General features: G+C 67.7%; 25 protein-coding genes. 10 read left to right on the top strand and 15 right to left on the bottom strand.

What is annotated here, in order from left to right; genetic code table 11:
* Window positions 1-36: 36 nt before the first annotated feature.
* Window positions 37-1,140 (top strand): polyprenyl synthetase family protein, encoded by a 1,104-nt coding sequence (locus QU663_RS04790; protein WP_021611799.1) that lies wholly within the window; start codon window positions 37-39, stop codon window positions 1,138-1,140.
* A 16-nt stretch (window positions 1,141-1,156) separates the two neighbouring features.
* Here the strand turns inward: QU663_RS04790 and QU663_RS04785 are convergent, their stop codons facing one another.
* Entirely contained in the window at window positions 1,157-1,510 is a 354-nt protein-coding gene (locus QU663_RS04785; protein WP_009059170.1) for an Rv2175c family DNA-binding protein, read from the bottom strand.
* A gap of 83 nt (window positions 1,511-1,593) precedes the next feature.
* Here QU663_RS04785 and pknB point away from each other — a divergent pair, with 83 nt between their 5' ends.
* On the top strand, window positions 1,594-3,537 hold the full coding sequence (gene pknB / locus QU663_RS04780) for a Stk1 family PASTA domain-containing Ser/Thr kinase (protein WP_021611800.1): 1,944 nt from the start codon (window positions 1,594-1,596) through the stop codon (window positions 3,535-3,537).
* Between the two features lie 91 nt (window positions 3,538-3,628).
* Here the strand turns inward: pknB and QU663_RS04775 are convergent, their stop codons facing one another.
* From QU663_RS04775 to QU663_RS04765, 3 genes are all read right to left on the bottom strand, one after another.
* Window positions 3,629-5,068, bottom strand: a complete 1,440-nt coding sequence (locus QU663_RS04775) for a class II 3-deoxy-7-phosphoheptulonate synthase (protein ID WP_034481184.1) — start codon at window positions 5,066-5,068, stop codon at window positions 3,629-3,631.
* Between the two features lie 10 nt (window positions 5,069-5,078).
* Complete coding sequence (locus QU663_RS04770) at window positions 5,079-6,296, bottom strand: pyrophosphate--fructose-6-phosphate 1-phosphotransferase (RefSeq protein WP_021611802.1); 1,218 nt, start codon at window positions 6,294-6,296, stop codon at window positions 5,079-5,081.
* A gap of 214 nt (window positions 6,297-6,510) precedes the next feature.
* Window positions 6,511-7,320 carry a 1-acyl-sn-glycerol-3-phosphate acyltransferase gene (locus QU663_RS04765; protein WP_021611803.1) on the bottom strand — a complete coding sequence of 270 codons (810 nt, stop codon included), beginning with the start codon at window positions 7,318-7,320 and terminating at the stop codon, window positions 6,511-6,513.
* A gap of 58 nt (window positions 7,321-7,378) precedes the next feature.
* On the opposite strand from QU663_RS04765, the gene QU663_RS04760 reads away from it, so the two are divergent.
* Window positions 7,379-9,112 (top strand): exonuclease domain-containing protein, encoded by a 1,734-nt coding sequence (locus QU663_RS04760; protein WP_021611804.1) that lies wholly within the window; start codon window positions 7,379-7,381, stop codon window positions 9,110-9,112.
* Between the two features lie 15 nt (window positions 9,113-9,127).
* Here the strand turns inward: QU663_RS04760 and trpD are convergent, their stop codons facing one another.
* The 6 genes from trpD to QU663_RS04730 form a co-directional block, all read right to left on the bottom strand.
* A complete protein-coding gene (trpD, locus tag QU663_RS04755) occupies window positions 9,128-10,183 on the bottom strand; it encodes an anthranilate phosphoribosyltransferase (protein WP_021611805.1) in 1,056 nt (351 codons plus the stop codon).
* The gene (locus QU663_RS04750; protein ID WP_021611806.1) at window positions 10,183-10,575 is read right to left on the bottom strand and encodes a response regulator; all 393 of its coding nucleotides are present in this window, start codon (window positions 10,573-10,575) and stop codon (window positions 10,183-10,185) included. The genes trpD and QU663_RS04750 overlap by 1 nt, the downstream gene beginning before the upstream one ends.
* 112 nt (window positions 10,576-10,687) lie before the next feature.
* A complete protein-coding gene (locus QU663_RS04745; protein WP_021612648.1) occupies window positions 10,688-11,671 on the bottom strand; it encodes an FKBP-type peptidyl-prolyl cis-trans isomerase in 984 nt (327 codons plus the stop codon).
* 20 nt (window positions 11,672-11,691) lie between these two features.
* Window positions 11,692-12,045: an iron-sulfur cluster insertion protein ErpA gene (gene erpA / locus QU663_RS04740; RefSeq protein WP_003792846.1), complete on the bottom strand. Its 354-nt coding sequence runs from the start codon at window positions 12,043-12,045 to the stop codon at window positions 11,692-11,694.
* Window positions 12,046-12,130: 85 nt separating this feature from the next.
* Window positions 12,131-13,054, bottom strand: coding sequence for a glycerate kinase (locus QU663_RS04735; protein WP_021612649.1), 924 nt, complete (start codon window positions 13,052-13,054; stop codon window positions 12,131-12,133).
* 35 nt (window positions 13,055-13,089) lie between these two features.
* The gene (locus QU663_RS04730) at window positions 13,090-14,463 is read right to left on the bottom strand and encodes a M20/M25/M40 family metallo-hydrolase (protein WP_198010236.1); all 1,374 of its coding nucleotides are present in this window, start codon (window positions 14,461-14,463) and stop codon (window positions 13,090-13,092) included.
* Window positions 14,464-14,521: 58 nt separating this feature from the next.
* Here QU663_RS04730 and QU663_RS04725 point away from each other — a divergent pair, with 58 nt between their 5' ends.
* The 4 genes from QU663_RS04725 to QU663_RS04710 all read left to right on the top strand — a co-directional run bounded on the left by QU663_RS04725 (window position 14,522) and on the right by QU663_RS04710 (window position 17,988).
* The gene (locus tag QU663_RS04725) at window positions 14,522-15,142 is read left to right on the top strand and encodes a DUF3043 domain-containing protein (RefSeq protein ID WP_021612651.1); all 621 of its coding nucleotides are present in this window, start codon (window positions 14,522-14,524) and stop codon (window positions 15,140-15,142) included.
* Window positions 15,143-15,332: 190 nt separating this feature from the next.
* Window positions 15,333-16,025 carry a hypothetical protein gene (locus QU663_RS04720; RefSeq protein ID WP_021612652.1) on the top strand — a complete coding sequence of 231 codons (693 nt, stop codon included), beginning with the start codon at window positions 15,333-15,335 and terminating at the stop codon, window positions 16,023-16,025.
* 18 nt (window positions 16,026-16,043) lie between these two features.
* Window positions 16,044-17,108 (top strand): quinone-dependent dihydroorotate dehydrogenase, encoded by a 1,065-nt coding sequence (locus QU663_RS04715; RefSeq protein ID WP_034482186.1) that lies wholly within the window; start codon window positions 16,044-16,046, stop codon window positions 17,106-17,108.
* A 7-nt stretch (window positions 17,109-17,115) separates the two neighbouring features.
* Window positions 17,116-17,988 carry an RNA methyltransferase gene (locus tag QU663_RS04710; RefSeq protein WP_021612654.1) on the top strand — a complete coding sequence of 291 codons (873 nt, stop codon included), beginning with the start codon at window positions 17,116-17,118 and terminating at the stop codon, window positions 17,986-17,988.
* Window positions 17,989-18,087: 99 nt separating this feature from the next.
* On the opposite strand, the gene QU663_RS04705 is transcribed toward QU663_RS04710, so the two are convergent.
* From QU663_RS04705 to glf, 5 genes are all read right to left on the bottom strand, one after another.
* Window positions 18,088-18,834, bottom strand: coding sequence for an HAD-IIB family hydrolase (locus tag QU663_RS04705; protein WP_034482188.1), 747 nt, complete (start codon window positions 18,832-18,834; stop codon window positions 18,088-18,090).
* Window positions 18,815-19,006, bottom strand: coding sequence for a methionine/alanine import family NSS transporter small subunit (locus QU663_RS04700; RefSeq protein ID WP_034482192.1), 192 nt, complete (start codon window positions 19,004-19,006; stop codon window positions 18,815-18,817). The genes QU663_RS04705 and QU663_RS04700 overlap by 20 nt, the downstream gene beginning before the upstream one ends.
* Window positions 19,003-20,589 (bottom strand): sodium-dependent transporter, encoded by a 1,587-nt coding sequence (locus tag QU663_RS04695; RefSeq protein WP_034482197.1) that lies wholly within the window; start codon window positions 20,587-20,589, stop codon window positions 19,003-19,005. The genes QU663_RS04700 and QU663_RS04695 overlap by 4 nt, the downstream gene beginning before the upstream one ends.
* Window positions 20,590-20,773: 184 nt before the next feature.
* The gene (locus QU663_RS04690; protein ID WP_021612658.1) at window positions 20,774-21,712 is read right to left on the bottom strand and encodes an AEC family transporter; all 939 of its coding nucleotides are present in this window, start codon (window positions 21,710-21,712) and stop codon (window positions 20,774-20,776) included.
* 16 nt (window positions 21,713-21,728) lie between these two features.
* Window positions 21,729-22,871, bottom strand: coding sequence for a UDP-galactopyranose mutase (gene glf, locus QU663_RS04685; protein ID WP_021612659.1), 1,143 nt, complete (start codon window positions 22,869-22,871; stop codon window positions 21,729-21,731).
* A 160-nt stretch (window positions 22,872-23,031) separates the two neighbouring features.
* On the opposite strand from glf, the gene QU663_RS04680 reads away from it, so the two are divergent.
* From QU663_RS04680 to QU663_RS04670, 3 genes are read left to right on the top strand one after another with little or no spacing between them, the layout of a single operon-like run.
* On the top strand, window positions 23,032-23,742 hold the full coding sequence (locus QU663_RS04680; protein ID WP_034482201.1) for a LytTR family DNA-binding domain-containing protein: 711 nt from the start codon (window positions 23,032-23,034) through the stop codon (window positions 23,740-23,742).
* Between the two features lies 1 nt (window position 23,743).
* Complete coding sequence (locus tag QU663_RS04675; protein ID WP_021612661.1) at window positions 23,744-25,102, top strand: ATP-binding protein; 1,359 nt, start codon at window positions 23,744-23,746, stop codon at window positions 25,100-25,102.
* Complete coding sequence (locus tag QU663_RS04670) at window positions 25,099-25,620, top strand: GNAT family N-acetyltransferase (protein WP_021612662.1); 522 nt, start codon at window positions 25,099-25,101, stop codon at window positions 25,618-25,620. The genes QU663_RS04675 and QU663_RS04670 overlap by 4 nt, the downstream gene beginning before the upstream one ends.
* Window positions 25,621-25,630 lie beyond the last annotated feature (10 nt).

Raw genomic sequence — 25,630 nt, 5'->3', positions numbered from 1 at the left:
CCGCGCGCTCACGCCCCGGTCCGTTAGAGTGGGCACATGAGTCTGAGCGACAGTTTCTCCGCGCTGCGTCCCCGCATCGACGAGGCCACGGCCTCTAGTCTCGCGGGTCTGCTCGCACGCGCCGGCGCCGGCATCCGCTCCGAGGAGTTCTCCGAGGCGGTGCTCGCCTCCGTCGTCGGTGGCAAGCGCTTCCGCGCCCTCATGGCGCACGTCGGGTATTGCCTAGGGGCACACATCCCCCTCGAGGAGGTGGACATCCCCGACCTGGGCGCCGCGCTGGAGCTGTACCAGGCCAGCGCCCTCGTGCACGACGACATCATCGACAACGCGAACGAGCGCCGCGGCATGCCCACGCCACACAGGACCCTCGCCGAGCACCACGCCCGGCGATCGTGGATCGGCTCATCGACCGACTTTGGCCGCCACGGCGCAATCCTCGTCGGCGACTTCCTCTTTTCCGCGGCGGCCGCGGCGGCCGACCGCCAGGCTCTGAGCCTCGGTGATGAACGCGCCGAAGCGTTCACGCGACGCTTCGCCGACATGCACGCGGAGGTGGCGCTGGGCCAATACCTGGATATTGCGGCCGAACAGGCGCCCCTCGACCCGCAGCGCTCGGATGCCCTGCGCACGAGCGACTCCCTCGAAGTCGCCCTCCACAAGTCGGCCCACTATTCGGTCGTCCACCCGGCGATTCTGGGCGCGATCTGCGGGGCGGCCAGCGTCGAGGCCGGAGCCGCGCTCGCCGACACCCTCGAGGAGGTCCTCACCCCGTGGGGCCTGGCCTTCCAGCTGCGCGATGACGACCTCGGAGTCTTCGGGGATCCCCAGGTAACCGGCAAGCCAGCGGGAGACGACCTGCGCGAGGGCAAGCGCACCGTGCTGCTTGCTCTGACCTGGGCGGCCTCCTCCCCCGCCGAACGCGAGGCTCTCACCGAAGTGCTCGGAGTCGCCACCGCCTCGCCGGAGCAGATCGCGCGAGCCACGCAGATCGTTCACAGCAACGGCCGGGGCGCCCACGAAGAGGAAATCGCGCGCCTGGTCGAGGAGGGCCACCGCACGCTCGACGCCGCGCAATTCGCGCCGCAGGCCTCGGGCATGCTGCGCGAGCTGTGCGACATTCTCACCTCCCGGCGCGCTTAGGCGCCGGGAACGCGGCTCAGAAGGCCAGGGTCGAGGCGATGCGGTTGACCCGGTGGTGGCGCCCCGACGTCATCGCGTCGATCGGTCGCTCGCCCAGCTCATCCTGGAGCGTGTAGAGCCACTCCAGGGCCTCCTCGGGCGTGAAGCCGTCATCCGCGAGGAGCGTGAGCGTTCCCTGAAGGACCGGCAGGGGCTCCCAGCCGTCGGCGCCCTTGACGATCACCTCGCGCGGGATCCCGCGCTCTCCGCGCGCCGTGCGTGCCTCGATCAGGACGCGATCGCGGATCAGCTGCTTGAGGCGGCGTTCTTCAATGCCGAGCAGACGGCACACCTCGTCGGCGGACAACAGGGAGATATCAGCACTGGTCATAGGGGCAAGACTACCCCATCTCAACGCCGCACCGAGGCCCGCACCTCCACTGATTTGACGAAAACTCCCATAGAATCAACCAGGTGAGTGACGAGAGAACATTCGACCAAACCGATCCGTTGATCGGCCTGCTGGTCGACGAACGATACCGGGTCACCCGCAGGCTGGCCCGCGGCGGCATGGCTACCGTGTACGTCGCCCAAGATGAGCGACTCGACCGGCCCGTCGCCCTCAAAGTGATGCACCCGCACCTGGCAGACTCTGACGCATTCGTCGAGCGTTTCCGCCGCGAGGCGCGCTCGGCCGCGCGCATCGTGCACCCCGGCGTCGTCTCGGTCTTTGACCAGGGTATCGTGACGGGCCAGGGATTCCTGGTCATGGAACTCATCGACGGCACGAACCTGCGCCAGCTCCTGCGCGCGCAGGGCGCCTTCACGATCCCCCAGGCGCTGCGCTATACGGCCGACACGCTCGAAGCTCTGCGTGCCGCCCACCGCGTCGGCGTCATCCACCGCGACATCAAACCCGAGAACATCCTCGTGCCCACCGACGGCCCCGCCAAGGTCACCGATTTCGGCCTGGCCCGAGCGGCCTCCGAGGTCTCGATGTCCTCGACCGGCAACATGCTCGGGACCGTGGCGTACATCGCGCCCGAGATCGCCACGACCGCCGAGGCCGACGCGCGCTCCGACATCTACTCCGTGGGCATCATGCTCTACGAGATGCTCACCGGCGCCGTGCCGTGGGCGGGCGAGTCCCCCCTGCAGATCGCCTCGCACCACGTCTCCGACAACGTGCCCAGCCCGTCCGCCGCGCAGCCCTGGATCCCCCGCGAGATCGACGACCTCGTCGCCGCTCTCACGGCGCGCGAGCCCGCGAACCGTCCCGCCGACGCTTCCGACGCGATCGACCTCGTCGCGCGAGCGGCGGCTGCCATCCCCTCTGACCTGGCGAACCGCCGCGCGGACGTCGCTCCCGAGGAGCGCCACCGCGCCTTAGAGACGGGCGCCCTGAACACGGAGATCATGCCCGCCCAATTCACGAGGCCCCTGCCCGCGCCCGCTTCCAGCAGCGTCGCACTCGTGCACACCTCCGGTGCGACGCAGGTCGCGGCGGCGGCCTCGCCCCCGAAGAAGTCCACGCGCGCCGCCGCGTGGATCGTGCTCGTCGTGCTCCTCCTCGTCGTCGCAGGTCTCGGCGGGCGCTGGTGGTGGACCGAGTACGGGCCCGGCTCCTACCTCACAATGCCCGAGACGACGGGGCGCACGCTGACCGACGTACAGGCCGACCTCGACGCGCTCGGCCTACACACACAGGTCGAGGAGGAGTTCTCCGACGACATCGACACCGGCTCGGTCACGCGCTCCGACCCGGAGGGCGGCTCCTCCGTCCACAAGCGCGCGCAGGTCCAGCTCTACGTCTCCAAAGGCGTAGACATGAAGACCGTCCCCGAGCTGACGGGCAAGAGCCAGGACGAGGCCCAGCACTCCCTCACCGAGGCCGGCCTGGCCGTCGGAGCCGTCACCGACGCCTACTCCGAGGACGTCCCCCAGGGCCAGGTCATCTCGCAGTCGGTCGCCGCCGGCACCTCGCTCGCGCACGACTCTGCCGTCGACATCGTCCTGTCCAAGGGCCGCCAGCCCCTGACCGTTCCCACCCTGAGCGGCCTGAGCGCGAGCGCGGCGAAGAGCGCCATCGAGGACCTCGGCCTCGTCGCCGCGCCCACCGACGCCTACTCCGACACTGTCGCCGAGGGCCAGGTCATCTCGCAGCAGACCCGCGAGGGCTCTACGCTCTACCGCGGGGACTCTGTCGCCTACACGGTGTCCAAGGGCCCCGAAAAGGTCGCTATCCCCGACGTCGTCGGGCTCCAGCGCGAGGAGGCGCGCTCGCGCCTAGAGAGTGCCGGATTCACCGTCAAGGAGGAAGCCATCCTCGGCGGATTCTTCGGAACGGTCCGCTCCTCCGATCCGGCCGCGGGCACCATGACCAAGAAGGGCTCGACCGTGACCATCACGATCGTCTGAGCACCCGCCGCCTGGGACGCACGCATAAACGGACTCCGGCCTCGTCCATCACAGACGAGGCCGGAGTTCCTTCATATCAGCCGCAGCGACGTCAGCCCTCGTGGGAGGAGCCATTCGCCAGATACTGGGCGACCTGGAAGGCCATCTCCAGGCTCTGCTGGTGATTCAGGCGCGGATCGACGAGGGTCTCGTAGCGGTCGCGCAGCGACTGTTCGTCGATGCGTTCGGACCCGCCGATCACCTCGGTCACGTCGTCGCCCGTCAGCTCCACGTGCAGGCCGCCGGGAACCGTGCCCGCGGCCTCGTGAGCCTCGAAGAAGCCACGAACCTCGTCCATGACCGTTTCAAAGCGGCGCGTCTTGTAGCCGGTCGACGACGTGATCGTGTTGCCATGCATCGGATCCGTCATCCACGTGATCGGACGGCCATCCTCGCGCGCGGCTTCAAGCAGCGGAGGCAGCGCCTCGCGGATGCGCCCCGCACCCATGCGCGTGATGAACGACAGGCGCCCATCCTCACCATCCGGGTTCAGCCGGTCGACGAGCGAGAGCATCTGGTCGCGCGTCGTGGACGGTCCAAGCTTGACCCCAATCGGGTTACGCACGCGCGAGAGCAGCTCGATGTGAGCGCCCTCCTCCTCGCGCGTGCGCTCCCCCGCCCACAGGAAGTGAGCGGACGTGTTGTAGGGCTCGCCCGTGCGCGAATCGATGCGCGTCATCGCGGACTCATACTCCAGGAGCAGGGCCTCATGCGACGAATACAGGTCCACGTCGCGCAGAGTCTCGAAGTCGACGCCGGCGGCACCCATGAACTTGATCGCGCGATGGATGTCTTCGGCCAGCGACTCGTAGCGCGCGTAGGCCGGGTTCGACATGAAACCCTGGTTCCAGCGGTGCACCTGACGCAGATCCGCGTAGCCACCCTTCGTGAAGGCACGGATCAGGTTCAGCGTCGAGGCCGCATGGTTGTACAGGGCCAGGAGCCGGAGCGGGTCGGGCTCACGCGACTCGGGCGTGAACTCGAAGGAGTTGACGGCGTCACCGCGATAGCTCGGCAGCGTCACGCCGTCTCGCGTCTCCACGTCGGAGGAACGAGGCTTGGCGTACTGACCGGCGATGCGCCCGACCTTAATGACCGGCAACGACGCGCCGTAGGTGAGCACGACGGCCATCTGCAGCAGCGTCTGGATCTTCAAACGCACGTGGTCGGCCGTCGCCTCCGCGAACGTCTCCGCGCAGTCGCCCCCCATGAGGACGAAGGCCTCGCCGCGCGACGCCGCACCCATCCACGTGCGTAGGTCATCGACCTCGCCCGCGAACACGAGAGGCGGCTGACGGCGCAGCTGAGCCGTCACCTCGGCTACAGACTCGGCATCCGCATACGAGGGTTGTTGGGCAGCGTCCAGGCCGCGCCACGTGTCCCAGGGAGCGCGCTCCCCGGACTCGGGCGACCACAGACGCTCGGGGACGCGGCGGGAGCGCGGCTTGCGCACGGGCTCGCCGCCGCGTCCGGGAGTGATCGAAGGAATCACGCGAAGCGACTCACTCGCCAGCCGGCTCGACGCTCTGGCCGATCTCGGCCATCATCTCGAGGAACCACGGAGCCGAGATGTCGAAAGGCTTACCGCCCGCGATGCGCGGGAAGGCGATGGCCTTCAGACGATCGTCGTCCTCTTCGTCGTGTCCGATGACACCGGACTCGCCCTTGAACGCGCACTCGACGGCCAGGTCGGTCATCGACTTGATGAGGCGCAGGTCGTCGGCGTTCGCGCGAGAGGAACGCGAGAAGTAGCCGGACTTCTGAACCATGACCTTCTCGGCGTCGATCTTCTCGGCGAACTGCTTGGCAAACCACTGGCCGGGGTTGATCGTGTCGAGCTTGACGTGACCGAAGGGGTCGCGCTGAACCTCGCCACCGGCGGCCTCGATCTCCGCGATAATCTCGGGGACGCCGGCGCCCTCGGACAGGAAGATGTTGACGTTGCCCTGCTCGTCCATGATGGCCTTCAGGCGCTTCGCCTCGGCGTCCAGGTCGATCTTCATCTCGGGCAGGAAGATGGCGTGGATGTCCCAACGCTCCTTGGACAGGCCGATCGAGGGCACCCACTCCTGGGTCTTGAGCCACTCGTGGTAGCGCAACGAGCCCGCGGCGGTGAGCCAACCGCAGTGGCGGCCCATGATCTCGTGGATGATGAGCATGCGGGGGTTGGAACGATGCTCGCCGATGACGTTCTGGGAGTACTCCGAGACCTCTTCGGCAGCGGTCCAGGCGCCCAGGGACTGGCGGATCGGCACAACGTCGTTGTCGATCGTCTTGGGCAGGCCCACGACGGTGAGGTGGTAGTCGTGCTCCTCCAGGTAGGCGGCCAGGTCGGCGGCCGTCGTGTTGGTGTCGTCGCCACCGATCGTGTGCAGGACGTCGACGCCGTCGGCGCGCAGCTGCTCGGCGGCCTTCTGCAGCGGGTCCTCGTCCTCGGACACGAGGCCGCGCTCGACGAGGTTCTTCTTGTTCGTCAGCTTGACGCGGGAGTTACCGATCGGCGAGCCGCCGAAGCGGTGCAGGACGGCGGCGTGCTTGCGCGCTTCCTCGTCCACCAGCACGTAGTTGCCGGTGAGCAGGCCGTGGTAGCCGTTCTGGTAGGCGATGATCTCAACGGTGGGATCAATTTCGTTGTAGCGCTCAATGAGTCCGCCGACGGCGGAGGACAGGCACGGGGCGAAGCCACCTGCGGTCAGCAGGGCAACACGACGGACCGACATGAATGTCACCTTTCTCAGGTTGGTTGGGGACGGCCCCGCGCGCGCATACGCGGCCAGCGTCACCCCGGCTGCCCGATGGGGCTGCCTAGTGAACGGGCGCGCGCGCGTGCAGGGCACAGTTCATTCTACCCGGCCCACACCGCGTTTCGCCAAGGACGCCCGTCCCACGAAACGCCGATGCGCGCCACCAACCGCCGCGGCGAATCGGAGCAGATTACTCCTTGTCGGCGCTCTCCTCCTCGGCGCTCTCCTCCTCGGGAGCGGTCGGCACGGGGACGTCGGGAGCGGTGCGTCCACCCGGCGCGGGGCGGCCGTTGGAGGGAACCGGCCCCTCGAAGGCGCCCTCGGCTGCCAGCTGCGCCTTGACGTCGGCGGCGTACAGGTCGACGTACTCCTGGCCGGACAGGAGCATCAGGTTGTACATGATCTCGTCGGTAATCGCGCGCAGCACGTAGCGGTCCTTATGCAAGCCCTTGTAGCGCGAGAAGTCGAGGGGCTCGCCAATCACCATGCCGATGTTGGTACGAGAGGGGATCTTCTGGCCGATCGGCTGCGCGGCGTGCGTGCCGATCATGGCGACGGGGATGACGGGGGCACCGGACAGGAGCGCGAGGCGGGCCACGCCGGTCTTTCCGCGGTAGAGGCGCCCGTCTGGACTGCGCGTGCCCTCGGGATAGATGCCGAAGAGTTCGCCGTCACGCAGGCGCTTGAGGCCGGCGTTGAGCGCCCCCTCGGAGGCTCGCCCGCCCGTGCGATCAACGGGGATCGTGCCCACGGCGCGCATGAACTCCTTGGTCATCCAGCCCTTCACACCCGTTCCCGTGAAGTAGTCCGCCTTGCCCATGAAGACAACCTCACGGTCGAGCATCATCGGGAGAAAGACGGAGTCCCACACGGCGTTATGGTTGGAAGCCAGGATGGCGGGCCCCTCGGCGGGGATGTTTTCCTTGCCGCGAATCCACGGGTGGTACGCAGCCTTGAGAATCGGGCTGCCGGTCGCCTTGAGTGCCTGATAGAACGCCACTGTGACTCCTCGATTGTCAGCGGGCGCGCGGGCGCGCGTTCGAATTAGTATCAACTCTATGACGAAACAGACTCCCGTGCGCAATTGTGGGGAAACCATCGCGCCCCAAGAGTCTGACAAACGCTATGCTCGCGCGCTTGTTTCTGACGCTCTGTCTCAACGTGCGAGATCGGAGATTCAGCTGAGCCTCGACCAGGTGGGCACCCCGGCCTCGCGCGGGCACTGGGTGGTCGTCGACCTGGAGACGACGGGGCTCGGCGCGGGCGCGGAGATCACGGAGATCGGCGCGGTTTCGGTGCGCGACGGGCGTATCACGGATGAGTTTTCCTCCCTCGCGCGCCCCTCGCGCCCCATCCCGCCGTTCATTACGTCACTGACGGGCATCACGCCCGCGATGGTCGCAGACGCGGATCCAATAGCCTCCGTCCTCGATCGTTTCATGGAGTGGTCAGGACTCGACGGGGAGAGCGCCCCCGTCCTCGTCGCGCACAACGCCTCCTTCGACGTGGGTTTCCTGCGGCGTGCGGCGCGCGCGGCTGGGCGCCCCTGGCCGAAGCCGCGCGTGGCCGATACGCTGGCTCTGGCCCGTCTGGCGCTGCCGCGCCCGCTCGTGCGCAACCACAAGCTCGCGACGATAGCATCGTATTTCGGGACTGCGACCACGCCGGAGCACCGGGCCCTCGGGGACGCGCGCGCCACGGCCGAGGTGCTCCTCGGGTTCATCGACCTGCTCGCCTCGGCGGGAGCGACGGACGTGGAGGACCTGGTGGCGCTCAGCGAGGCCAGCCCGTCGCGGCGCCCCAGCACGCCTCCCTTCGTCGCGGAGCTGCCCACCACGCCCGGCGTCTACCATTTCGTCAATACGTCGGGCGACACGCTCTACGTCGGGTCGGCCTCGTCGCTGCGCTCGCGCGTGAGCAGTTACTACACGCGCGCGGAGAAGCGCCCGAAGGTCCAACGCATGGTGTCCCTGGCCTGTGGGGTCCGTTCCTTCCCCACCTCCTCCGTCCTGGAGGCGCGCATCCGGGAGCTGCGCGACATCGCGACCCTGGCTCCCCCCTACAACTCCGCGTCGCGCCGCCAGGCCAGCCAGCACTGGGTGGTGCGCGACGGACACCGCGCGCTCGTCACCCGGGCCGTGTCCCTGGAGGACCTGCCCCGCGCCCTCGGCCCCTTCGGCACGCGCGCACACGCCACGCGGGCGGCCGACGCGATCAGGAGGGCGCTCGACGAGGCGGGGGCGAGCGACGCCACCACCTTCATCGACGAGGCCGTGGCCGCCACCTCCCTGATTGTTCCCACCGCTCTCACCGAGGCGATGACGCGCCTGGCCGCCCAGGGCCTCTTCGAGCCGGCGGCTCGCGCGCGCGACGACCTGAGCGCCTACATGGCGGGCGTGGAACGCTCCACGATGCGCCCCATTTTGGTGGCGCCCCGCATCGTGTGGGGGACTCGCCGGGACGCGGGGCAAGCGGGATGGATCGTGCACGTCGCCTCGTTCGGGCGTCTCGTCAGCTCCGTCGTCGTGCCCCCGCAGGCCGATCCGACGCCCTGGATCGAGCTGGCGACCTCCACGCCGCCGGTGGAGACGGACGGGCTCGCCGCCAGGGCGGCGTCGTGGTCCGAAAGCTCGCTCATCAGCGCCCAGCTGTGCGAAGCGGGGACGCGCCTGATCGAGTGGAACTCTCCCCTGCCGTGGGCCCAACCGATGGTGAGCCCGCTACGAGACGGGCGGCTGCGAGAGCTCTTGGCTCAGGCAACCGCCCATCCCGGTGAGCGGGCGCAGCGCTAGGCGGCGCCGGGAAGTCTAGCTGTTGGAGGCGTGCGCCCACCGCTCGACGAGGCGCGCTCCCGCGCCGTCGGCGAGGGCACCGAGCGCCCGCTCGACCGCGCAGCGCATGCGGGGCGTGAAGTCCTGCGCGGTCACGGGCTGATCCAGGCCCTCCCAGGCCACGATGCCAGCCCCCACGTTCAGGGCGACCGCATCGCGCACGGCGGAGACTCCCCCACCCGAGAGGACATCGCGGGCCACCGCAGCGTTGTACGACGCCTCCCCGCCGGCCAGGTCGTCGATCGCGGCCGCTGCCATGCCGAGCTCGTCGCGCGCATCGAAGTCGGTGGGCGTCACCTGGCCGCCCGACACGATCCAGACCTGGTTCGTGTCCGCGGTCGTCAGCTCGTCGAGTCCAGTGATTGCCCCTCTAAAGACGAGGGCGGAGCACCCGCGGGACGCGTACACGCCCGCCATGAGGCGCGCGTTGTCTTCCTTGGCCGATCCGACCGCGCAGGCCCGGACCTTGGCGGGATTCGTCAGCGGGCCGAGAACGTTGAAGGCCGTCGGGAAGCCGAGGGCGCGGCGCACGGGGGCTGCGAATCTCATCGAGGGATGCATCTTGTTGGCGAAGAGGAAGGCGATGCCCACCTCCTCGAAGATAGAACGCAAGCGCTCGGTATCGACGTCCAGGTTGACCCCCAGCGCCTCGATGACGTCGGCGGAACCCGACTGGGAGGTGGAGGCGCGGTTGCCGTGCTTGACGAGCGGGATCCCCATCGCGGCCAGCACGATCGCGGACATCGTCGAGACGTTGACGGTCTTGTAGCCGTCGCCGCCCGTGCCGACGATGTCGAGGGCGCGGCTGGGCAGGTCGACGGGGGTGGCGTGGTCCGCCATGCCGTCCGCCAGACCGTGAATCTCCGTGACGGTGGCCCCCTTGATCGCCATGGCGGTCAGGAAGGAGGCGAGGCGAGCGTCGCCGAGCTCGCCGCTCATCACCTGATCCATGAGCCAGTAGGACTGGTCGTAGTCCAGGGCGTCACCGGCGTTGAGCGCGGCGATGATCGGTGCCCATTCGCGCTGGCTCATCAGCGCGCCTCGCGCAGGATGTCCGCGACGGTCTCCTGCAGGATGATCGGATCGATCGGATCCGCAACCGTGGCGGCTGCACCGGCCCAGGTGGCGAGCCACTCGTCCTGGGGGCGCGCCGTCAGGAAAATGATCGGCGGGACGTCTTCTCGCGTCTCCTGAAGGTCCTGGGCAACCGACATGCCGCCCTCCTTCTTCGTTTCAGCGTCGAGGATAAGGACCGCGAAATCCTGCTGGTCGAAGGCGTCGCGCACGCCGAAACCGGTGGCGGCCTCCACCCACTCGATACGGGGCGTGTCCTTGGAGGCACGCAGGCCCACGCCGTTGACGACAGCGGCACGCTTGTCCAAGTCGTCGCTGAAAACCAGGATCGACACGGTTTCGTCGCTCATGAAAGCTCTCCTTGAGTATGTGGCGTAATCGACGCGTTGACCTCATTCTAACGGCTTGCGGGCGGCTCCCCCACTGGGAGCCGCCCGCAACCGTCGAATACTCGCGCCAGGATTACTCCATCGTGGACGTGCCGACGATGTCGACGACCATCACGCTCGCCTGTGCCGTGGTACCCGATTGTGTTTGCGAAGCCGGGATCGGGACAACAAGAAGAATGCGGGAGCCGACCGTAAATCCGGCCAGACCCGCGTTCGTCACGGTCTCCTCGACGGGTGCCTGACTCCAACTGGACTGAGTCTGGCCATTCGCTCCGAAGCCACCAGCGACCGCCCTGTACAGGAAGGACTCTCCGTCTGCGAGTTCCTCGCCCGAACCCTTGTAGATCGTGTAGATCTTCCGTTCGGTGGGTGCGGCGACACTCTCATCGATCGCCAGAGTCGGCTCGACACCGGGATCACCGGTCACCGTCACACCGGCGGGCAGCTCCTCGCCGGTCGCGGTCGCACCGGTCAAGACGGACTCGTCCGCCATGGTCATGGTCGAGGCACCGAGCACGTCGACGACGAACACGAGGGTCGAGTTCGCGGGAATATCGCCAGCGGCCTGGCTACCGTAGCCTAAAGAGGCAGGAATGACGAGCTCGACGCGGTCACCCACGTGCGTGTGGGCCAGGCCGTAGCCCCAGCCCTTGACGACCCGGTCGAGAGAGAACTCGATCGGCTGACCCTTCTGGTAGGACGAGTCGAAGACCGTGCCGTTCCACAGCGCGCCGACGTAGTTGACCTTCACGGTGGCACCGGGGCACACGAGCGCGCCGTCGCCCTGCTTGAGGGTCTTGACCAGGACCTTGTCGGTCGGCTCGGAGCCCTTGCCGGCCGCGATGACGGGGGTGTCGTCACCGGTCACGTCGGGGAAGGCCCCCTTGCCGGTGCGGTCGACGTTCTGGTTCTGCAGCTCGGAATCGTCGGTCGCGCACGCCGCGTAGTCAACCTGGGAGGACGAAGACGAGGAGGTCAGGTCGTTGCACGCGGCCAGGCCGAGGACGAGCGCGGCGGCGCCGACGAGGGCGCCGAGGCGGCGCAGGGGGGACATCATAGGGTGGAGTCTCTTTCGGCTCAGTGGAAGGATTCGCCGCAGGCGCAGGTGTTCTGGGCGTTGGGGTTGTCGATCGTGAAGCCCTGACGCTCGATGGTGTCGGCGAAGTCGATCGTGGCGCCGCTCAGGTAGGGCACGCTCATGCGGTCGACAACGACCTCGACGCCGTCGAAGGAGCGAATTGCGTCTCCGTCGAGGGTGCGGTCATCGAAGTACAGCTGGTAGATCAGGCCGGAGCAGCCGCCGGGCTGAACGGCGATGCGCAGGCGAAGGTCGTCGCGACCCTCCTGCTCGAGGAGGCTCTTCACCTTCGCCGCGGCGACGTCGGTGAGGATGACCTCGTGGGTGGGAGCCTGAGTTGCGGACTCGGACATGATGCTCCTTTTCGTAACGGATAGACGTATTCGCTTGACACAGTACTCCCCCGCGCGCGCCTGGCGCCAGGGGTGGGGTGCGCGCTCAGCGTAACCAGGTGCGCGCAATGCGGCGCCCGGCATCCTCGAGCGTGACACACGCCTCGGTCTCGAAGATGCCGTGCAGGCCCCACTGCGCACGTTCGTAGTGCGACAGGCTGGAGCGCACGGTCGTCGCGACGACGGGGAGGGCGAGCTCGCCGGCGGCGCGCGTGAGGGCATCGAGCGTGGAGGTTGCCAGCAGCGGCGACGCGAGCTCCGGCTCGGCTACGACCAGCAGATCGGCGTCTTTGAGCGCGTCATCGACGTTGAGCAGGTCGGCGAGAAAGTCCGCCGTCGGGGCGATGCGCCCGCCGATGGCCGCGATGACGGCGCCGACTCCTCCTCCTGCGCCGGAGCCGAAGGCGCGCGCCGGGTGGGCTGCCTGGTCACCCAGGAGCTGTCGGCGCCGCAGGGGGCGGTGCGCGAAAGCCTGGGTGAGGGCACCCGTCAGCTCTGTGTCCTGTTCCTCAATGGGATCGAGGTCGGGGCGCACCGCCAGAACCGAGTCGAGCCCAAGGAGGGGACGCGGCGTGGAAGCGGAGCACACGAGGTCGGTGCCGCTCGCGCCGAGCATGTCTTCTGCACGCGTCAGGGCGGGGCTCAGTCCCTCGCCGCTCACATCGGACTCGGCGACGCCGAGCAGCCCCGCGAGGAACCCGAGCCCACAGTCGGGGAACGGGCCGTGTCCACCCTCGACGACGACCCTGGGCTTGCCCAGTGCAGCCGCCACGTGCTCTCCGGCCTCACGGGTCGACGAGGCCTCGGCGCTCACGCGCACGAACGAGGCCTGGGAGCGGCAAGCGGCCACGGCCTCGTCGAAGGTGGGCCCAGACCCAAAGGGAAGGGACACGACGTCGAGGCGATCGGCCCCGTCCATCAGTCCCCGCCCGATCTGCTCCAACGCGACGCCGGTCGGCAGGAGGGGCATAGCCCCATCCCACCGACCGGCAACAACGACTCGCCTCACAGGGAGGCCAGGCGGGTCAGCAGCAGCGCCTCGGCGAGGATCGCAGCCTTCAGGTCCGAGATCGACTGCGACTCGTCCTCCGAGTGGGCGTTCGTGAGCGGATCCTCGACGCCCGTGACGACGACCTGCGCGCCCGGGAAGATACGCTGGAAGTCGGAGATGAAGGGGATCGAGCCGCCCACCCCGATGTTTACGGAGGGCACGCCCCAGGCCTCGGTCAGGCACTCGTGCAGCGTCTTGGTGACCGGGGAGTCCATGTCCGCCTGATAGCCGGCGCCCGCGTCCTCGGCCGTCACCTCGACGCGCGCACCGAAGGGCGCGTGAGCGAGCAGGTAGTCAACCAGCTTGGCCTGGGCCTCGACGGGATCGACGCCGGGCACCGTGCGCATCGACAGGCGGAAGCGCGTGTGCGGGGCGATCGTGTTCGAGGCGTTGGCCACGGGGCGCGCATCAAAGCCGATGACCGAGATCGCGGGCTTGGTCCACATGCGCGCGGCGAGGTCGCCGGAGCCGGCCAGCATCAGCCCATCGACCATGCCGGCGGCCTCACGCAGTTCCTCCTCCGGCCACTCCACGTCCGCGTGATCCGAGCCGCCCAGGCCCGGAACCACAACATCACCCAACTCGTCGAAGAGCGAAGCGATGAGCATCGAGGAGACCGCCACCGAATCGAGCAGCGGGCCACCAAAGGCACCCGAGTGCACCGCGTGGTCCGCCACGGTCACGTCGACCGTCACGATCGCGTTGCCGCGCAGCGTCGACGTGACGGCGGGCTCGCCCACCTTCCAGTTCGACGAATCCGTCACGACGATGACGTCGGCGGCGAGCTCGTCCTTGTGAGCGTCCAGGAAGGCGGTGAAGGACGGCGAGCCGATTTCCTCCTCACCTTCGATGAAGACAACAACGTTGACGGGCAAGTCCGCGCCCAGGATGGACAGCGAACCCAGGTGGACGGTCACGCCAGCGCCATCGTCGGAGGAGCCGCGCCCGTAGATGCGGTCGCCGCGCACCTCAGCCTTGTAGGGGTCCATGCTCCAGCGGTCCAGCTCGCCCACCGGCTGCACGTCGTGGTGCGCGTACAGCAGGACGGTCGGCGCGCCCTCGATGTGAGGCGTGTGGGCGACGAGGGCGGGCTTGCCCTCGGTGCCGTCTTCGGCGGTTTCACGCAGGACCTTGGCATCAAGTCCAAGGGCCGCGAAACGCTCGCGCAGATGCTCGGCGCTGCGCTCCACGTCGGCGGCGTGCGCCGGGTCGGAGGACACCGACGGAATGGCCACCAGCTGGGTGAGCTCATCGAGCAGGGAAGGGAAAGCGGCTTCGAGGCGCTCCCGCAGGACGGATGTCGACAATTCATGTGAAGTATCAGCCATACGTTCAGGGTAGACCATGAAAGTGCACGGCGGGGGGCCTATCCGCTAGCCTTGGAGCGTGTTTGGACGAAGCAAGAACAAGAGGGAGGACGACGCGGCGACCACCGCGGCTGCCTCCACGACCCCCACCGGCAAGAAGGGCCGCCCCACGCCCAAGCGGAAGGCGGCCGAGGCGGCGCGCATCCACCCGCTGGTGCCCGCCGACCGCAAGGAAGCCAAGCGCGCCGCAAGAGCCGCTCGCAACGCGCGCTGGGACGCGGAACAGCGCGCCCTCGTCACGGGCGAGGAGCGCTACCTGCCCGCGCGCGACAAGGGCCGGGCACGCCGCTTTGCGCGCGACTACGTCGACGCGCGCCGCTCGATCTCCGAGTGGGTCTTGGCCTTCATGATGGCCTCCCTCATCATGCTGATGCTGCCCGCGGTTTTCGCGGACAAGATTCCCGCGCAGTGGCAGGAGTACATCCTCCTGGCTTCCTCCGTCGTCATGTACGGCTCCTTCATCGCCACCGCCGTCGAGGCCTTCTTCGTCTGGCGCACGATCAAGGCGAGGTTCACCGAGAGCCACCCCCGCGAGGACATCCCGCGCGGAACTGGCTACTACACCTTCTCGCGCATGATCATGCCGCGACGCTGGCGCTCCCCGCGCCCCCAGGTCGAGCGCGGGCAGTTCCCGAAGTAAGCGGTCTTAGCCGTCCACGGCCCCGCGTCCTTCCACAGGGCGCGGGGCCGAGTCGCGTCTATCCACAGGCTCTCCGGCCGCCGCCGCCCTATCCACAGGGGCGTGCGCACCGCTGGATATGAGGCCCCTCGCGCGTCGATGCTAGAGGGGGCCGCGGCACTGAGGCCGCGCCGCAGGAAAGGACACCGACATGCACGTTTCAGTCACGCTCACCGCCTCCTCGCAGATCCACCTCGACGACGAGGCCGCGCGGGCGGCTCAAGGCACCGTCACCCTCGGCGAGGAGCCCCCGCCCGCGTGCGCTCCCACTGCCCCGGGTGAGTCCCCCACCACTGGCGAGACCCCCGACGCACACCTTCCCGGCGAGGACCCCACCGAGGAGGGACCACTGCGCGAGGGCCTCTACGGCCCCATGCACTGGCTCGACGACCGCCACGTCACGGCCCTCCTCGCGCCCTACATCTGCGAAGGCTGGGATACGGGAGACTACGCCCGCTTCGCCGACCTGTGTGGCGCGGACGCTCGCACGCTGCGCACCCTCCTGCCGCCGCTCGCGCGCGAAGACAGGCAGAATAACGCGCCGCGCATCACGGACCTCCTGCGCGCCGCCACGCGCATCGACGGCCTGACCCTCGACGGCTACGTCATCCGAGCGCCCCGCTGGGACGAGCGCGTCAGCGTCGACACCGTGTGTGTTCCCGAAAGCGCGGTCATCGCCCACACGGGCCGCCCCCCAGGCGACGAGGCATTCCCGACCTACCAGCACTGGCTCACCCTCGCCGACGTGCTCGGACTGGGGGCAGACGCCGTCCCACCCGACGAGATGCGCTTCCTCCTCCGAGACGCATCATCCACGCGCTGGTGGTGGGCTTGGTGGGACTAATCAACTACCCTAGGGGCTATGATCCGACGCGCGTACAACTGGACCTTCCGACACTTCATTTCGCGTTGCGACCCGGAGGCGGCACACCACCTGGGTCTGGGTGCTATTTCCCTCGCCGGGCGATTCGCCCCCACGCGAGGACTTATGCGAGCGACCCTGGGATACATGGATCCCCGGCGCCGCCCCACACGCACCGTCGACGGCGTCGAGGTCCCGCTCATGCTGGGCCACCGCGAGCTGCCCTCCCGACTGGGCCTGGCCGCCGGCATGGACAAGGATGCCGAGGCCGTCCTGGGCATGTGCGCCCTGGGCTACGCCTTCGTCGAGATCGGCACCGTGACGCCGCGCCCGCAGCCCGGCAACGAGGCGCCGCGCCTGTGGAGGCTCATGGAGGAGCGCGGCCTGCGCAACCGCATGGGATTCAACAACGCGGGCGCAGACGCGGCCGCCGAGAAGCTGCGCGAGCTGCGCTCGACGCGAGCCGGTCGTGCCGCTATCGTCGGGGCGAACATCGGCAAGAACAAAGTCACCCCCGAGGCCGACGCCCCCGCGGACTACGAGTACTGCGCACGCGCCCTAGCCCACTGGGTGGACTTCGTCGTCGTCAACGTCTCCTCGCCGAACACGCCCGGCCTGCGCGACCTGCAATCCGTCGATCAGCTGCGCCCGATCCTGCAGGCCGCTCGCCGCGGCTGCGAGGCCGGCGCCCCCGACCGCATCATGCCCCTCTTCGTCAAGATCGCACCCGACCTGGCGGACCAGGACATCGTCGCGATCGTCGAGCTCACCAAGGAACTGGGGCTCGCGGGCGTGGTGGCCACCAACACAACGATCAACCACGACCTGGGTGAGGGCGGCGTCTCGGGCGCTCCCCTGCTGCCCCGCGCGCTGGCAGTCATCTCCCTGGTCGCTCGCCACCTGAACGACGATCAGATCCTTATCGGCACCGGTGGCGTCTCCTCGCCCGAGGACGCGCTGCGCATGATCGGAGCGGGCGCCGACCTGGTCGAGGCCTTCTCCGCGTTCATTTTTGAGGGCCCCTCGTGGCCGGGCGAGGTCTCGCGCGCCCTCCAGCGCGCCTGAGGCCGCCATGATCATCGAGCTGACCAGCGCCGATCTGTCCGCCGATCCGCGACTGGACGACTACACGCGCCTCAAAGACGTCAAGCTCCGCTCGAAACTCGAGCCGGAGCGCGGCCTGTACATGGCCGAATCCACCAACGTCATCGAACGCGCACTGAGCGCGGGCCACAACCCGCGTTCCTTCCTGATGTCCAGCCGGTGGCTGCCCACGCTCTCCCCCCTCATCGAGGCGGCGACGGGGGCAGGCGACGGGGCCGACGTCCCTGTCTTCGTCGCGCCCGAGAACATCCTGGAGCAGATGACGGGCTTCCACCTGCACCGCGGCGCGCTGGCCGCCATGCAGCGCCCCGTCCTGCCCACCCTGAACGAGCTTCTCGCGACGGCGCGCGGCGGCAGGCCCGCGCGCCGCGTCGTGGTCTTGGAAGACCTCGTCGACCACACGAACGTCGGCGCGGCATTCCGCAGCGCCGCAGCCCTGGGCGTGGACGCCGTCCTCGTGACCCCCTCCTGCGCGGATCCGCTCTACCGCCGAGCTGTCCGGGTCTCCATGGGAACCGTCTTCCAGGTCCCGTGGACGCGCCTGCAGTCCTGGCCCGGCGACATCGCCTTGCTGCAAGACGCTGGCTTCACCGTCGCCTCCCTGGCCCTCTCGGACGATTCCGTCTCACTCGACGACTTCGCTACGCTGCCGGCCCTCCAAGGCCCCGACGCACGCCTGGCAATGGTCATGGGAACCGAGGGCGACGGCCTGGGACGGCGCACCATCGCCGCCTCCGACTACACCGTCAAGATTCCGATGGACCACGGGGTGGATTCGCTCAACGTCGCAGCCGCCTCGGCCGTCGTCTTCTGGGCGACGCGCGGCATCGGCGCCTCCTAGCGCTACGCACGCGACGTTCGCCGCAACTCTGCCCGGGTGCAACGAAACGAGGCCGGAGCTGGTATCCCAGCCCCGGCCTCGTCCCTCTTGGTCAAACGGTCAACTCATGGATGCCACGATCTGGTCGATGACGTCGACGCATTCTTCCCACCCGGACACGGCGCGCGTCGCGTAGCCCGCCGCCTTCACCGGGTAGTCGTTGCCCTCGGGATCTAGGCGGTCCCCGATGAAGAGCATCTCGGAGGCGGGGATGCCCGTCTCCTCGACCAGCTTGCCCATGCCGAACGCCTTGTCGATGCCACGGGTGGTGATGTCGACCGAGGTCGAGCCGCCTCCGCGAACATCGAGCTCGGGTACGTCGGGCTGCACGGCGTCGCGCAGAGCGGCCTTCTTCGTGCCGTCCGGATCCCAGGCGCGCTTCGCGTCGAGCGGAGCCTCCTGGCCCAGGGCGGAGAAGGTGATCTGCGAGCCGCGGTCCTCGATGATGTTGCCCCACGGGTTGGACTCCCACAGGCCAAGCTCACGGGCGTGACGCTCAAGCGAAGCAATCGCACGGGCGGCGACCTCGGGATCCAGGTCGTGGGCGTAACGCTCAACCCAGGCCCCACCCTCGTAGCGGTAGTAGCGCGTACCGCAGGTGGGCATCAGGTGCAGGCGAGACAGTTCCTCGTCCGTGGCGTGCAGGTTGTCCAGCACCTGCGTGCGGAACTGGCCCATCTGGCCACCGGAAATGATGCACACCTCCACGTGGTCGAGCAGCGAGCGCAGAGCTACGTCCATACGGGCGGGCAGCGGCGACTTCGAGGGAGCCAGCGTATCGTCAAGATCAAATGCGATAAGCCTCATAGCGTTCCTTCTGGTCGCGCAGAGCCTGCTGTGCCTCGATGGCTTCCTGAGCAGCCTTCGTCTCCTCGTCCGAGGGAACGGACAGGACCTGCAGGAGCACGACGGAGGCCACGAGGCCACCCCACACGAGCAGGATCGTCAGGATCATGAGAGCGATAGCGGGAGCGGTCACTGGGCGCCTCCTTCGGTCGAAGCGGTTTCGTCAGTGTCATCAGCGAGGATCTGAGCGACCGTCGCCTGAGTGTCCACGGGGCGGTGCTTCCACGGAATGAGAGTGAAAATCAGAGACGCGATAACCGCGACCGCCACGGAACCCCAGCCGAAGATCAGCACGTAGCTCGTCGGGTACTTCTCGTAACCGTTCGTCAGCAGGTCGACGATGGACATTGCCATCATGACGAAGAGAACGATCGGGATGACGATACCGACGAGGGGCTCCCAGAGCCTGGGGACCTTCACGCTGGACACCGAGTTGAGGTGGGCGCGCAGGACGCCGAGGCGCGGGCCGGTCACCGCACACAGGACGGCAAACATGATCGCCGACGAGACGACGCCGATCGAATTAATGAAGTTGTCGACGATGTCGAGGTTGTTCAGGCCCGAGCGGGTTCCGAAGAGCACCAGCGAGATGACGGTTGCGGGGACGCCCAGGACGAGAGCCGAGCGGGCGGGCGACCAGCCGAACTTATCCTGCAGGCCGCCGGAGACGACCTGGAGCAAGGACAGCAGCGAGGTGACGCCAGCCAGGACCAGCGACGAGAAGAAGAGGACGCCGAAAATAGGGCCGCCTGGCATCATCGAGATGATCTTCGGGAAGGTCACGAAGGAGAGGATCGGGCCGGTCAGGCCCTCGACCTCGGAGACGCTCACGCCGCCCTGATGGGCCATGAAGCCGACGGCGCTGAACACGCCGATGCCCGCGAGGATCTCGAAGGACGAATTTGCGAAGCCTGCAACAAGCGCCGTTCCGGTCAGGTTCGACTTGCGCTTGAGGTAGGAGGCGTAGGTCAGCATGATGCCAAATCCCACGGACAGCGAGTAGAAGATCTGCGCGAAGGCAGCCAGCCACACCTTGGGATCGGCGAGAGCACTCCAGTTCGGCGTGAAGAAGGCGTTGAGGCCTTCGACGGCGCCGGGCAGGAACAGGGCGCGGACGACGAGCGCGAGGAAGAGGATGACGAGGAGCGGCAGGAAGACCTTGTTCGCCGCTTCGACGCCCTTGGACAGGCCGCGTCCGATCACGAAGAGGACGAGGACCCACACGAGCGCGAGGGGGATCATGACGGCCCAGGCGGGCGCCCACGAGAAGGTGTCACCGGGGACGACCTGCAGGAACGTGTCGGTGAAGAAGGTCGTCGGGTCATCGCCCCACGCGGCGTTGACGGAGTAGATCGTGTACTGCACGCCCCACGCGAGGACTGCGCCGTAGTAGACCATAATGACGAAGCAGACGAAGGTCTGGAACCAGCCGATGAACTCGCCGCCGCCGATGATCTTGCGCAGCGCCCACGGCGGGGAGCCGCGGAACTTGTGGCCGACCGCGTAGTCGAGCCAGAGCATGGGGATACCGACGAAGATCAGGGCAACCAGGTACGGCACCAGGAAGGCGCCGCCGCCGTTGGAGTAGGAGACGCCGGGGAAACGCCAGATGTTGCCCAGGCCGATGGCCGAGCCGATGGCCGCCAGGAGGAAGCCTGTCTGGCCGCTCCACGAGTCGCGCGCACGGGGCGCGGAGCTGGATGCGGAGGATGACATGAAGTGAAGTCCTTGCATTCGTTTGTATTGGGGATAATGCTCAGTCAGACTATGGCCGTTACACGACGATGTCAGCCACAGTCCACGATACAGAACGTGTTTTTGGCCTCTTTTTGACGTGGTCTTTGCCGACGTGAACGTTCGCAGAGGCGCGAACGACGCTCTCCGAGGGCACCCGCGAGCGTCAGGAAACCATTCCGAGGGCGTGGAATAACGCTGCAATCCCAACGACAACGGGCAGCGATGCGAAGGTCGTTACGAGGACCGTTCCCTGTGCGATCCGCTCTCCCGCCTTGGCTCGCGTGGCCGCGATGTAGGCGTTTTGTGCCGAGGGCAGCGCCGCCATGATGGTGACGGACATGAGGGCTGGCCCCGTGAGGCCGAGTATCATTCCGACGCCGCACGCAATCGCGGGTTGAAGGGCGAGCTTGCCGACGATGGCGCAGGCGGTCGCCGCAGCACCCGAATCGCCGCAGGCCGACCGGCGATCCACGAGGGAGGCACCGAAAGACAGGAGGATCATCGGGGGCGCGGCCGCCCCGAGCATCGACGTGGAGGCGTCGAGGAGCGTCGGCATCGGCCAGCCCGCCGCAGAGAAGAGGAAGCCGCACGCCGCCGCGATCACCATGGGGTTGCGCACGACGACCCGCGCGATGCCGACAATCGATGGACGCTGCCCCGACCCCACCAGGTCAGCCAGGACGAAAAACATCGGGGTAAAGAAACCCAGTTGGAACACCAGGATGGGAACGACCGCGGAGGCGTCATTGAGCACGTAGACGGCGATCGGGATACCGATATACGCGCCGTTATTGAGGGACGAGGCCATGGCCCCCAAGGCGGTCTCCCCGCGCGTCAGGCGCAGGAAAAGCCACGCAACCAGCGCAAAAATGAGTGCCGTCCCCACGCCCGATGCCGCGGCCACGGCGAGCGGAGCGCCAAAGACCCCCGACGTGCCGGTAGAGACGATAGCGTGGAAGAGCATCGCCGGGCTGGCCACCCAATACGTTGCCGACGCAAGGGCGCCGGCGGCCTCCGGCCCGAGCGCGCCCCCGCGGCGAGCCACCCAGCCCACGCCGATGATGAGGGCGATCGACAGGACCGACCAGACAATCGACGCCATGCGAAGAGGAGACCCGTCAGCGCCAGGAGGCCACGGCCTCGTCGACCTTGGTGAGAGCCGAGGCAATCGCCATGTGCATGTCGAGGTACTGGTAGGAGCCCAGGCGACCACCGAAGAGCACGTTCGTCTCCCCCGCGGCCATGTCGCGGTAGGCGGCGAGCGTCGAGCGGTCCGACGGCGAGGCGATCGGATAGTAGGGCTCATCGCCGGGGCGCGCGAAACGCGAGTACTCGCGTTGAATGATCGTGTTCGTCGCGCCAGTGCGATCCCGCTCGGGGTGCAGGTGAGCGAACTCGTGGATGCGCGTGAAGGGGACGCCGCGATCCGAGTAGTTCATGACCGAGCAGCCCTGGTAGTCGGGCACGTCCACGACCTCGGTCTCGAAGTCGAGGGTGCGCCAGCCGAGCTCGCCGGCCTCGTAGTCGAAGTAGCGGTCGATCGCGCCCGTGTAGACGACCGGGACCTGCCCGACTGTCGCGGCCTTCGAGAAAGGCGAGGATACATCGAAGAAGTCCACGCCCGTGTGCACGGTAATGCGCGGGTGGTCGACCATGTTCGCGATCCACGCGCCGTAACCATTCAGTGGCAGGCCCTCGTAGCGGTCCTGGAAGTAGCGGTTCTCGTAGGTGAAGCGCACGGGCAGGCGCGTGATGATGGAGGCGGCCAGTTCGCGCGGGTCGGTCTGCCACTGCTTGGCCGTGTACCCCGCGATGAATGCGTCGTAGAGGGGACGGCCGATCAGGCTGATGGCCTTCTCCTCGAGGTTGCCGGGTTCTCCCGTGATCTCGGCGGCCTGGCGCTCAATGAGCGCTCGGGCCTGCGCCGGCGAATACGCGGCTCCGAAGAACTGGTTGATCGTGCCCAGGTTGATGGGCAGCGGGTAGACGACGCCCCGGTAGTTCGCATAGACGCGGTGGCGGTAGTCGTTGAAGGCGGTGAAACGGTTGACGTAGGACCACACGCGCTCGTTCGACGTGTGGAAGAGGTGGGTGCCGTAGCGGTGCACCTCGACGCCGGTCGCCTCGTCGATCGAGGAGTAGGCGTTGCCTCCAATGTGGTCGCGACGCTCGATGAGGGTCACGTTCATGCCGAATCGCTCCGCGGCCTCGCGGGCGAACGTCAGGCCAAAAAAGCCCGATCCAACAACGAGCAGATCCACTCCACTCCCCTTTCACGGTAGTCAGACTAATGGTAGCTGCCCCCACCTGCGGGCGCGCCTGCATGTGATCGACGAGGCCGGGGCGTGGACTCGCGCGGGCGGCGCGGCGGCGCTCGCTTATCCTTGTTTCTATCAGCTGATACGCGAGGGAGGATCGGTTATGGTGCGCATCGCCGTCGTCGAGGACGAGGCCGTCTCGCGTCAACTCCTGGCCGATTACCTCGCGCGCTACAGCGAAGAAAACGACGTGCCATTCGAGGTCACCTATTTCGAGGACGGCGGTGCGATCATCGGTGACTACAAGCCGGTGTACGACATCATCCTCATGGACATCCAGATGACTCACGTGGATGGCATGACCGCAGCGCGCGCAATCCGCGAGGTTGACCAGGAGGTCGTCCTCGTGTTCATCACATCCGCCGCTCAGTTCGCGATCCACGGCTACCAGGTGGGTGCGCTCTCCTACCTCATGAAGCCGCTGCCCTGGTTCGCGTTCTCGCAAGAACTGTCCCGGTGTCTTCAGGCCGTGGCCAAGCGGCGCGGCGCCTCGGTCCTCCTGCAGTCGGGCACCTCCACGCACCGCATCGACGTCGCCGACATCGTCTACGTCGAGTCGATTAAGCACCGCTTGGACGTGCACACGGTTTCCGACACCTACTCGATCACCTCGTCGCTCAAGGCCATGGAGGATCAGCTCGCCGGTCACGACTTTTTCCGGTCGAACTCGTGTTACCTCGTCAATCTCGCCCACGTGCGCGGCGTCGCCGACCAGGAGTGCCTGATGACGGGCGGGGAACGTCTGCGTATCTCCCGGCCGCGTAAGAAGGCGTTCATGACGGCTCTGGCGAGCTTCGCGGGCGGGATCCACTGACGTGTTCGAATCCCTGCCGGACATCCCACGCCTGTTCACCGCCCTGGCCGAATGGGGCGCCGCCCTCGTGTACGTTGTCGTCGTTGCGCGATCGGCGTCGTCGAACGCCCTGAACCCGAACGCTGCCGTCCCCCGATGGAGGCTCGCCGCTGCGGCCGTCGGTGGCCTCGTGGTGCTCGTCGGCGCCCAGGAGGTGCTCGGCCACGCTCCCCTGTCCCTATGGGTGCCGGGCATGATGACGGCTTACGGTCTCATGTGGAGTGTCATCCGTCTGGGAACTGCACTGGACTGGCGCTGGGTGACGCACATGAGCGCGCGTGCCTTCATCGTCGCAGAGCTCGCAGCTTCCCTCGCTTGGCAGGTCGTCGTGTACTCCCACGCCGACAAGCCCTACTGGCACCCGTTGTCATTCGGCGGGTTTGCAGCGATTGCGGCGACGTGCCTGGCCGTCGTCTACTACTTTGAACGACGCGTCTGCCGCCAGGGGGCGCCGCCCATTCTCCGTTTCGCGGACCTCGCCTCCGGCGTGTGTATCGGCATGTCGATCTTTGCCCTGTCCAACCTGAGTTTCATCTCGACGGCGACCCCGTTTTCCGGTCGTTCTGGACTCGAGGTCTTCTACATCCGCACCCTCGTCGATCTGGCCGGCTATGCGATTCTCTTCGCGCAGTTCGAGCGGATCCAGCAGAGCGCGACCGAGCGCGAACTGACATCCATCCAGGCCTCCCTGGATGCCCAGCACCACCAGTATCTGGCAGCCAAGGAGGACATGGAGCAGGTGGCGCGCGCTCACCACGACCTCAAGCACCAGGTGGAGGCAATTCGCGCGGAGCTAGACCCGGGACGCGCCGCCGCATCCTTTGCCGAGCTCGAGTCCTCGATCGAGCAGATCGGCCAGCAGTACCACAGCGGCAATGCGGTCCTCGATGTCATCCTCACGACGAAAGGCCGTGCGTGCGCGGCGGCCGGCATCAACTTCACGGCGGTCGCCGACGGCGCCCTGCTGGGATCCATGTCGTCGATGGATATCGCCACCCTCTTCGGCAACGCCCTCGACAACGCGATCGAGGCCTCGCGCCGCGTCGACGATCCCGCCAAGCGCCTCATCAAACTGGCGCTGTTCCGTCAGGGGCAGATGGTCGTCATCCGGGTCGACAACTGGTTCGACGGCCGCCTCAACACGGACGCCGGTGGGCGCCTCACGACGATCAAGCCCGACGCCGTTCGACACGGCTGGGGGGTTAAATCTATCCAGTGGACGGCCCACAAGTACGGCGGCCAGGCCGTCACTGACGTCGCCGACCACTGGTTCACGCTGACGGTTCTTCTCCCGTCCACGACCGTCCAGGAGGACTCATGACGACCATCGAGACCCCTCGCCTGCGCCTACGCCCCTGGAGCAATGCGGACGCTACCGCGCTCTTTGAGCTGGCCCGCGATCCCCGCATCGGGATGCTGTGCGGATGGAAGCCCTTCGAGCGCATCGACGACGCCCACGAGGCGCTGTCGACCGTCCTGGCGGCACCCGACAGCTACGCGGCGACGCTCGCGTCGACCGGTGAGCTCGTGGGCTCAATTGCGCTGCGCATTGACACGGCCTCTCCCGAGGCAAGCGTCGCCGACATCGGCTACTGGATCGGCGCACCCTACTGGGGCAACGGATACGCGACGGAGGCTGGGCACGCCATCATCGACCGCGCGCGGGAGCTGGGCGTCAAGACGATTATCCTGACGTACTTCGACGGAAACGACGCCTCGCGACGAGTCTCAGAAAAGCTCGGCTTTGCGTGGCGCAGCCGCGAGGAGGACGTGGAATGCCCGCTCATCGGCAAGCGCCTCGCCGTCCACCACACAGAGTTGGCGCTGACGGCGCGCTGACGGCGGTGCC

It is taken from the genome of Schaalia sp. HMT-172, from assembly GCF_030644365.1.
GTDB lineage: Bacteria > Actinomycetota > Actinomycetes > Actinomycetales > Actinomycetaceae > Pauljensenia.
The sequence above is the reverse complement of the archived record's forward strand: the minus strand, read 5'-3'. Positions and strand labels throughout refer to the sequence as shown.

Bases quoted from the DNA above. Each gene is read 5' to 3' on its own strand.
- QU663_RS04790 (WP_021611799.1), top strand. From the start codon at position 37: ATGAGTCTGAGCGACAGTTTCTCCGCGCTGCGTCCCCGCATCGACGAG.
- QU663_RS04785 (WP_009059170.1), bottom strand. From the start codon at position 1,510: ATGACCAGTGCTGATATCTCCCTGTTGTCCGCCGACGAGGTGTGCCGT.
- QU663_RS04770 (WP_021611802.1), bottom strand. From the start codon at position 6,296: ATGTCGGTCCGTCGTGTTGCCCTGCTGACCGCAGGTGGCTTCGCCCCG.
- QU663_RS04760 (WP_021611804.1), top strand. From the start codon at position 7,379: ATGACGAAACAGACTCCCGTGCGCAATTGTGGGGAAACCATCGCGCCC.
- trpD (WP_021611805.1), bottom strand. From the start codon at position 10,183: ATGAGCCAGCGCGAATGGGCACCGATCATCGCCGCGCTCAACGCCGGT.
- QU663_RS04750 (WP_021611806.1), bottom strand. From the start codon at position 10,575: ATGAGCGACGAAACCGTGTCGATCCTGGTTTTCAGCGACGACTTGGAC.
- QU663_RS04745 (WP_021612648.1), bottom strand. From the start codon at position 11,671: ATGATGTCCCCCCTGCGCCGCCTCGGCGCCCTCGTCGGCGCCGCCGCG.
- erpA (WP_003792846.1), bottom strand. From the start codon at position 12,045: ATGTCCGAGTCCGCAACTCAGGCTCCCACCCACGAGGTCATCCTCACC.
- QU663_RS04735 (WP_021612649.1), bottom strand. From the start codon at position 13,054: ATGCCCCTCCTGCCGACCGGCGTCGCGTTGGAGCAGATCGGGCGGGGA.
- QU663_RS04730 (WP_198010236.1), bottom strand. From the start codon at position 14,463: ATGGCTGATACTTCACATGAATTGTCGACATCCGTCCTGCGGGAGCGC.
- QU663_RS04720 (WP_021612652.1), top strand. From the start codon at position 15,333: ATGCACGTTTCAGTCACGCTCACCGCCTCCTCGCAGATCCACCTCGAC.
- QU663_RS04715 (WP_034482186.1), top strand. From the start codon at position 16,044: ATGATCCGACGCGCGTACAACTGGACCTTCCGACACTTCATTTCGCGT.
- QU663_RS04710 (WP_021612654.1), top strand. From the start codon at position 17,116: ATGATCATCGAGCTGACCAGCGCCGATCTGTCCGCCGATCCGCGACTG.
- QU663_RS04705 (WP_034482188.1), bottom strand. From the start codon at position 18,834: ATGAGGCTTATCGCATTTGATCTTGACGATACGCTGGCTCCCTCGAAG.
- QU663_RS04695 (WP_034482197.1), bottom strand. From the start codon at position 20,589: ATGTCATCCTCCGCATCCAGCTCCGCGCCCCGTGCGCGCGACTCGTGG.
- QU663_RS04690 (WP_021612658.1), bottom strand. From the start codon at position 21,712: ATGGCGTCGATTGTCTGGTCGGTCCTGTCGATCGCCCTCATCATCGGC.
- QU663_RS04680 (WP_034482201.1), top strand. From the start codon at position 23,032: ATGGTGCGCATCGCCGTCGTCGAGGACGAGGCCGTCTCGCGTCAACTC.
- QU663_RS04670 (WP_021612662.1), top strand. From the start codon at position 25,099: ATGACGACCATCGAGACCCCTCGCCTGCGCCTACGCCCCTGGAGCAAT.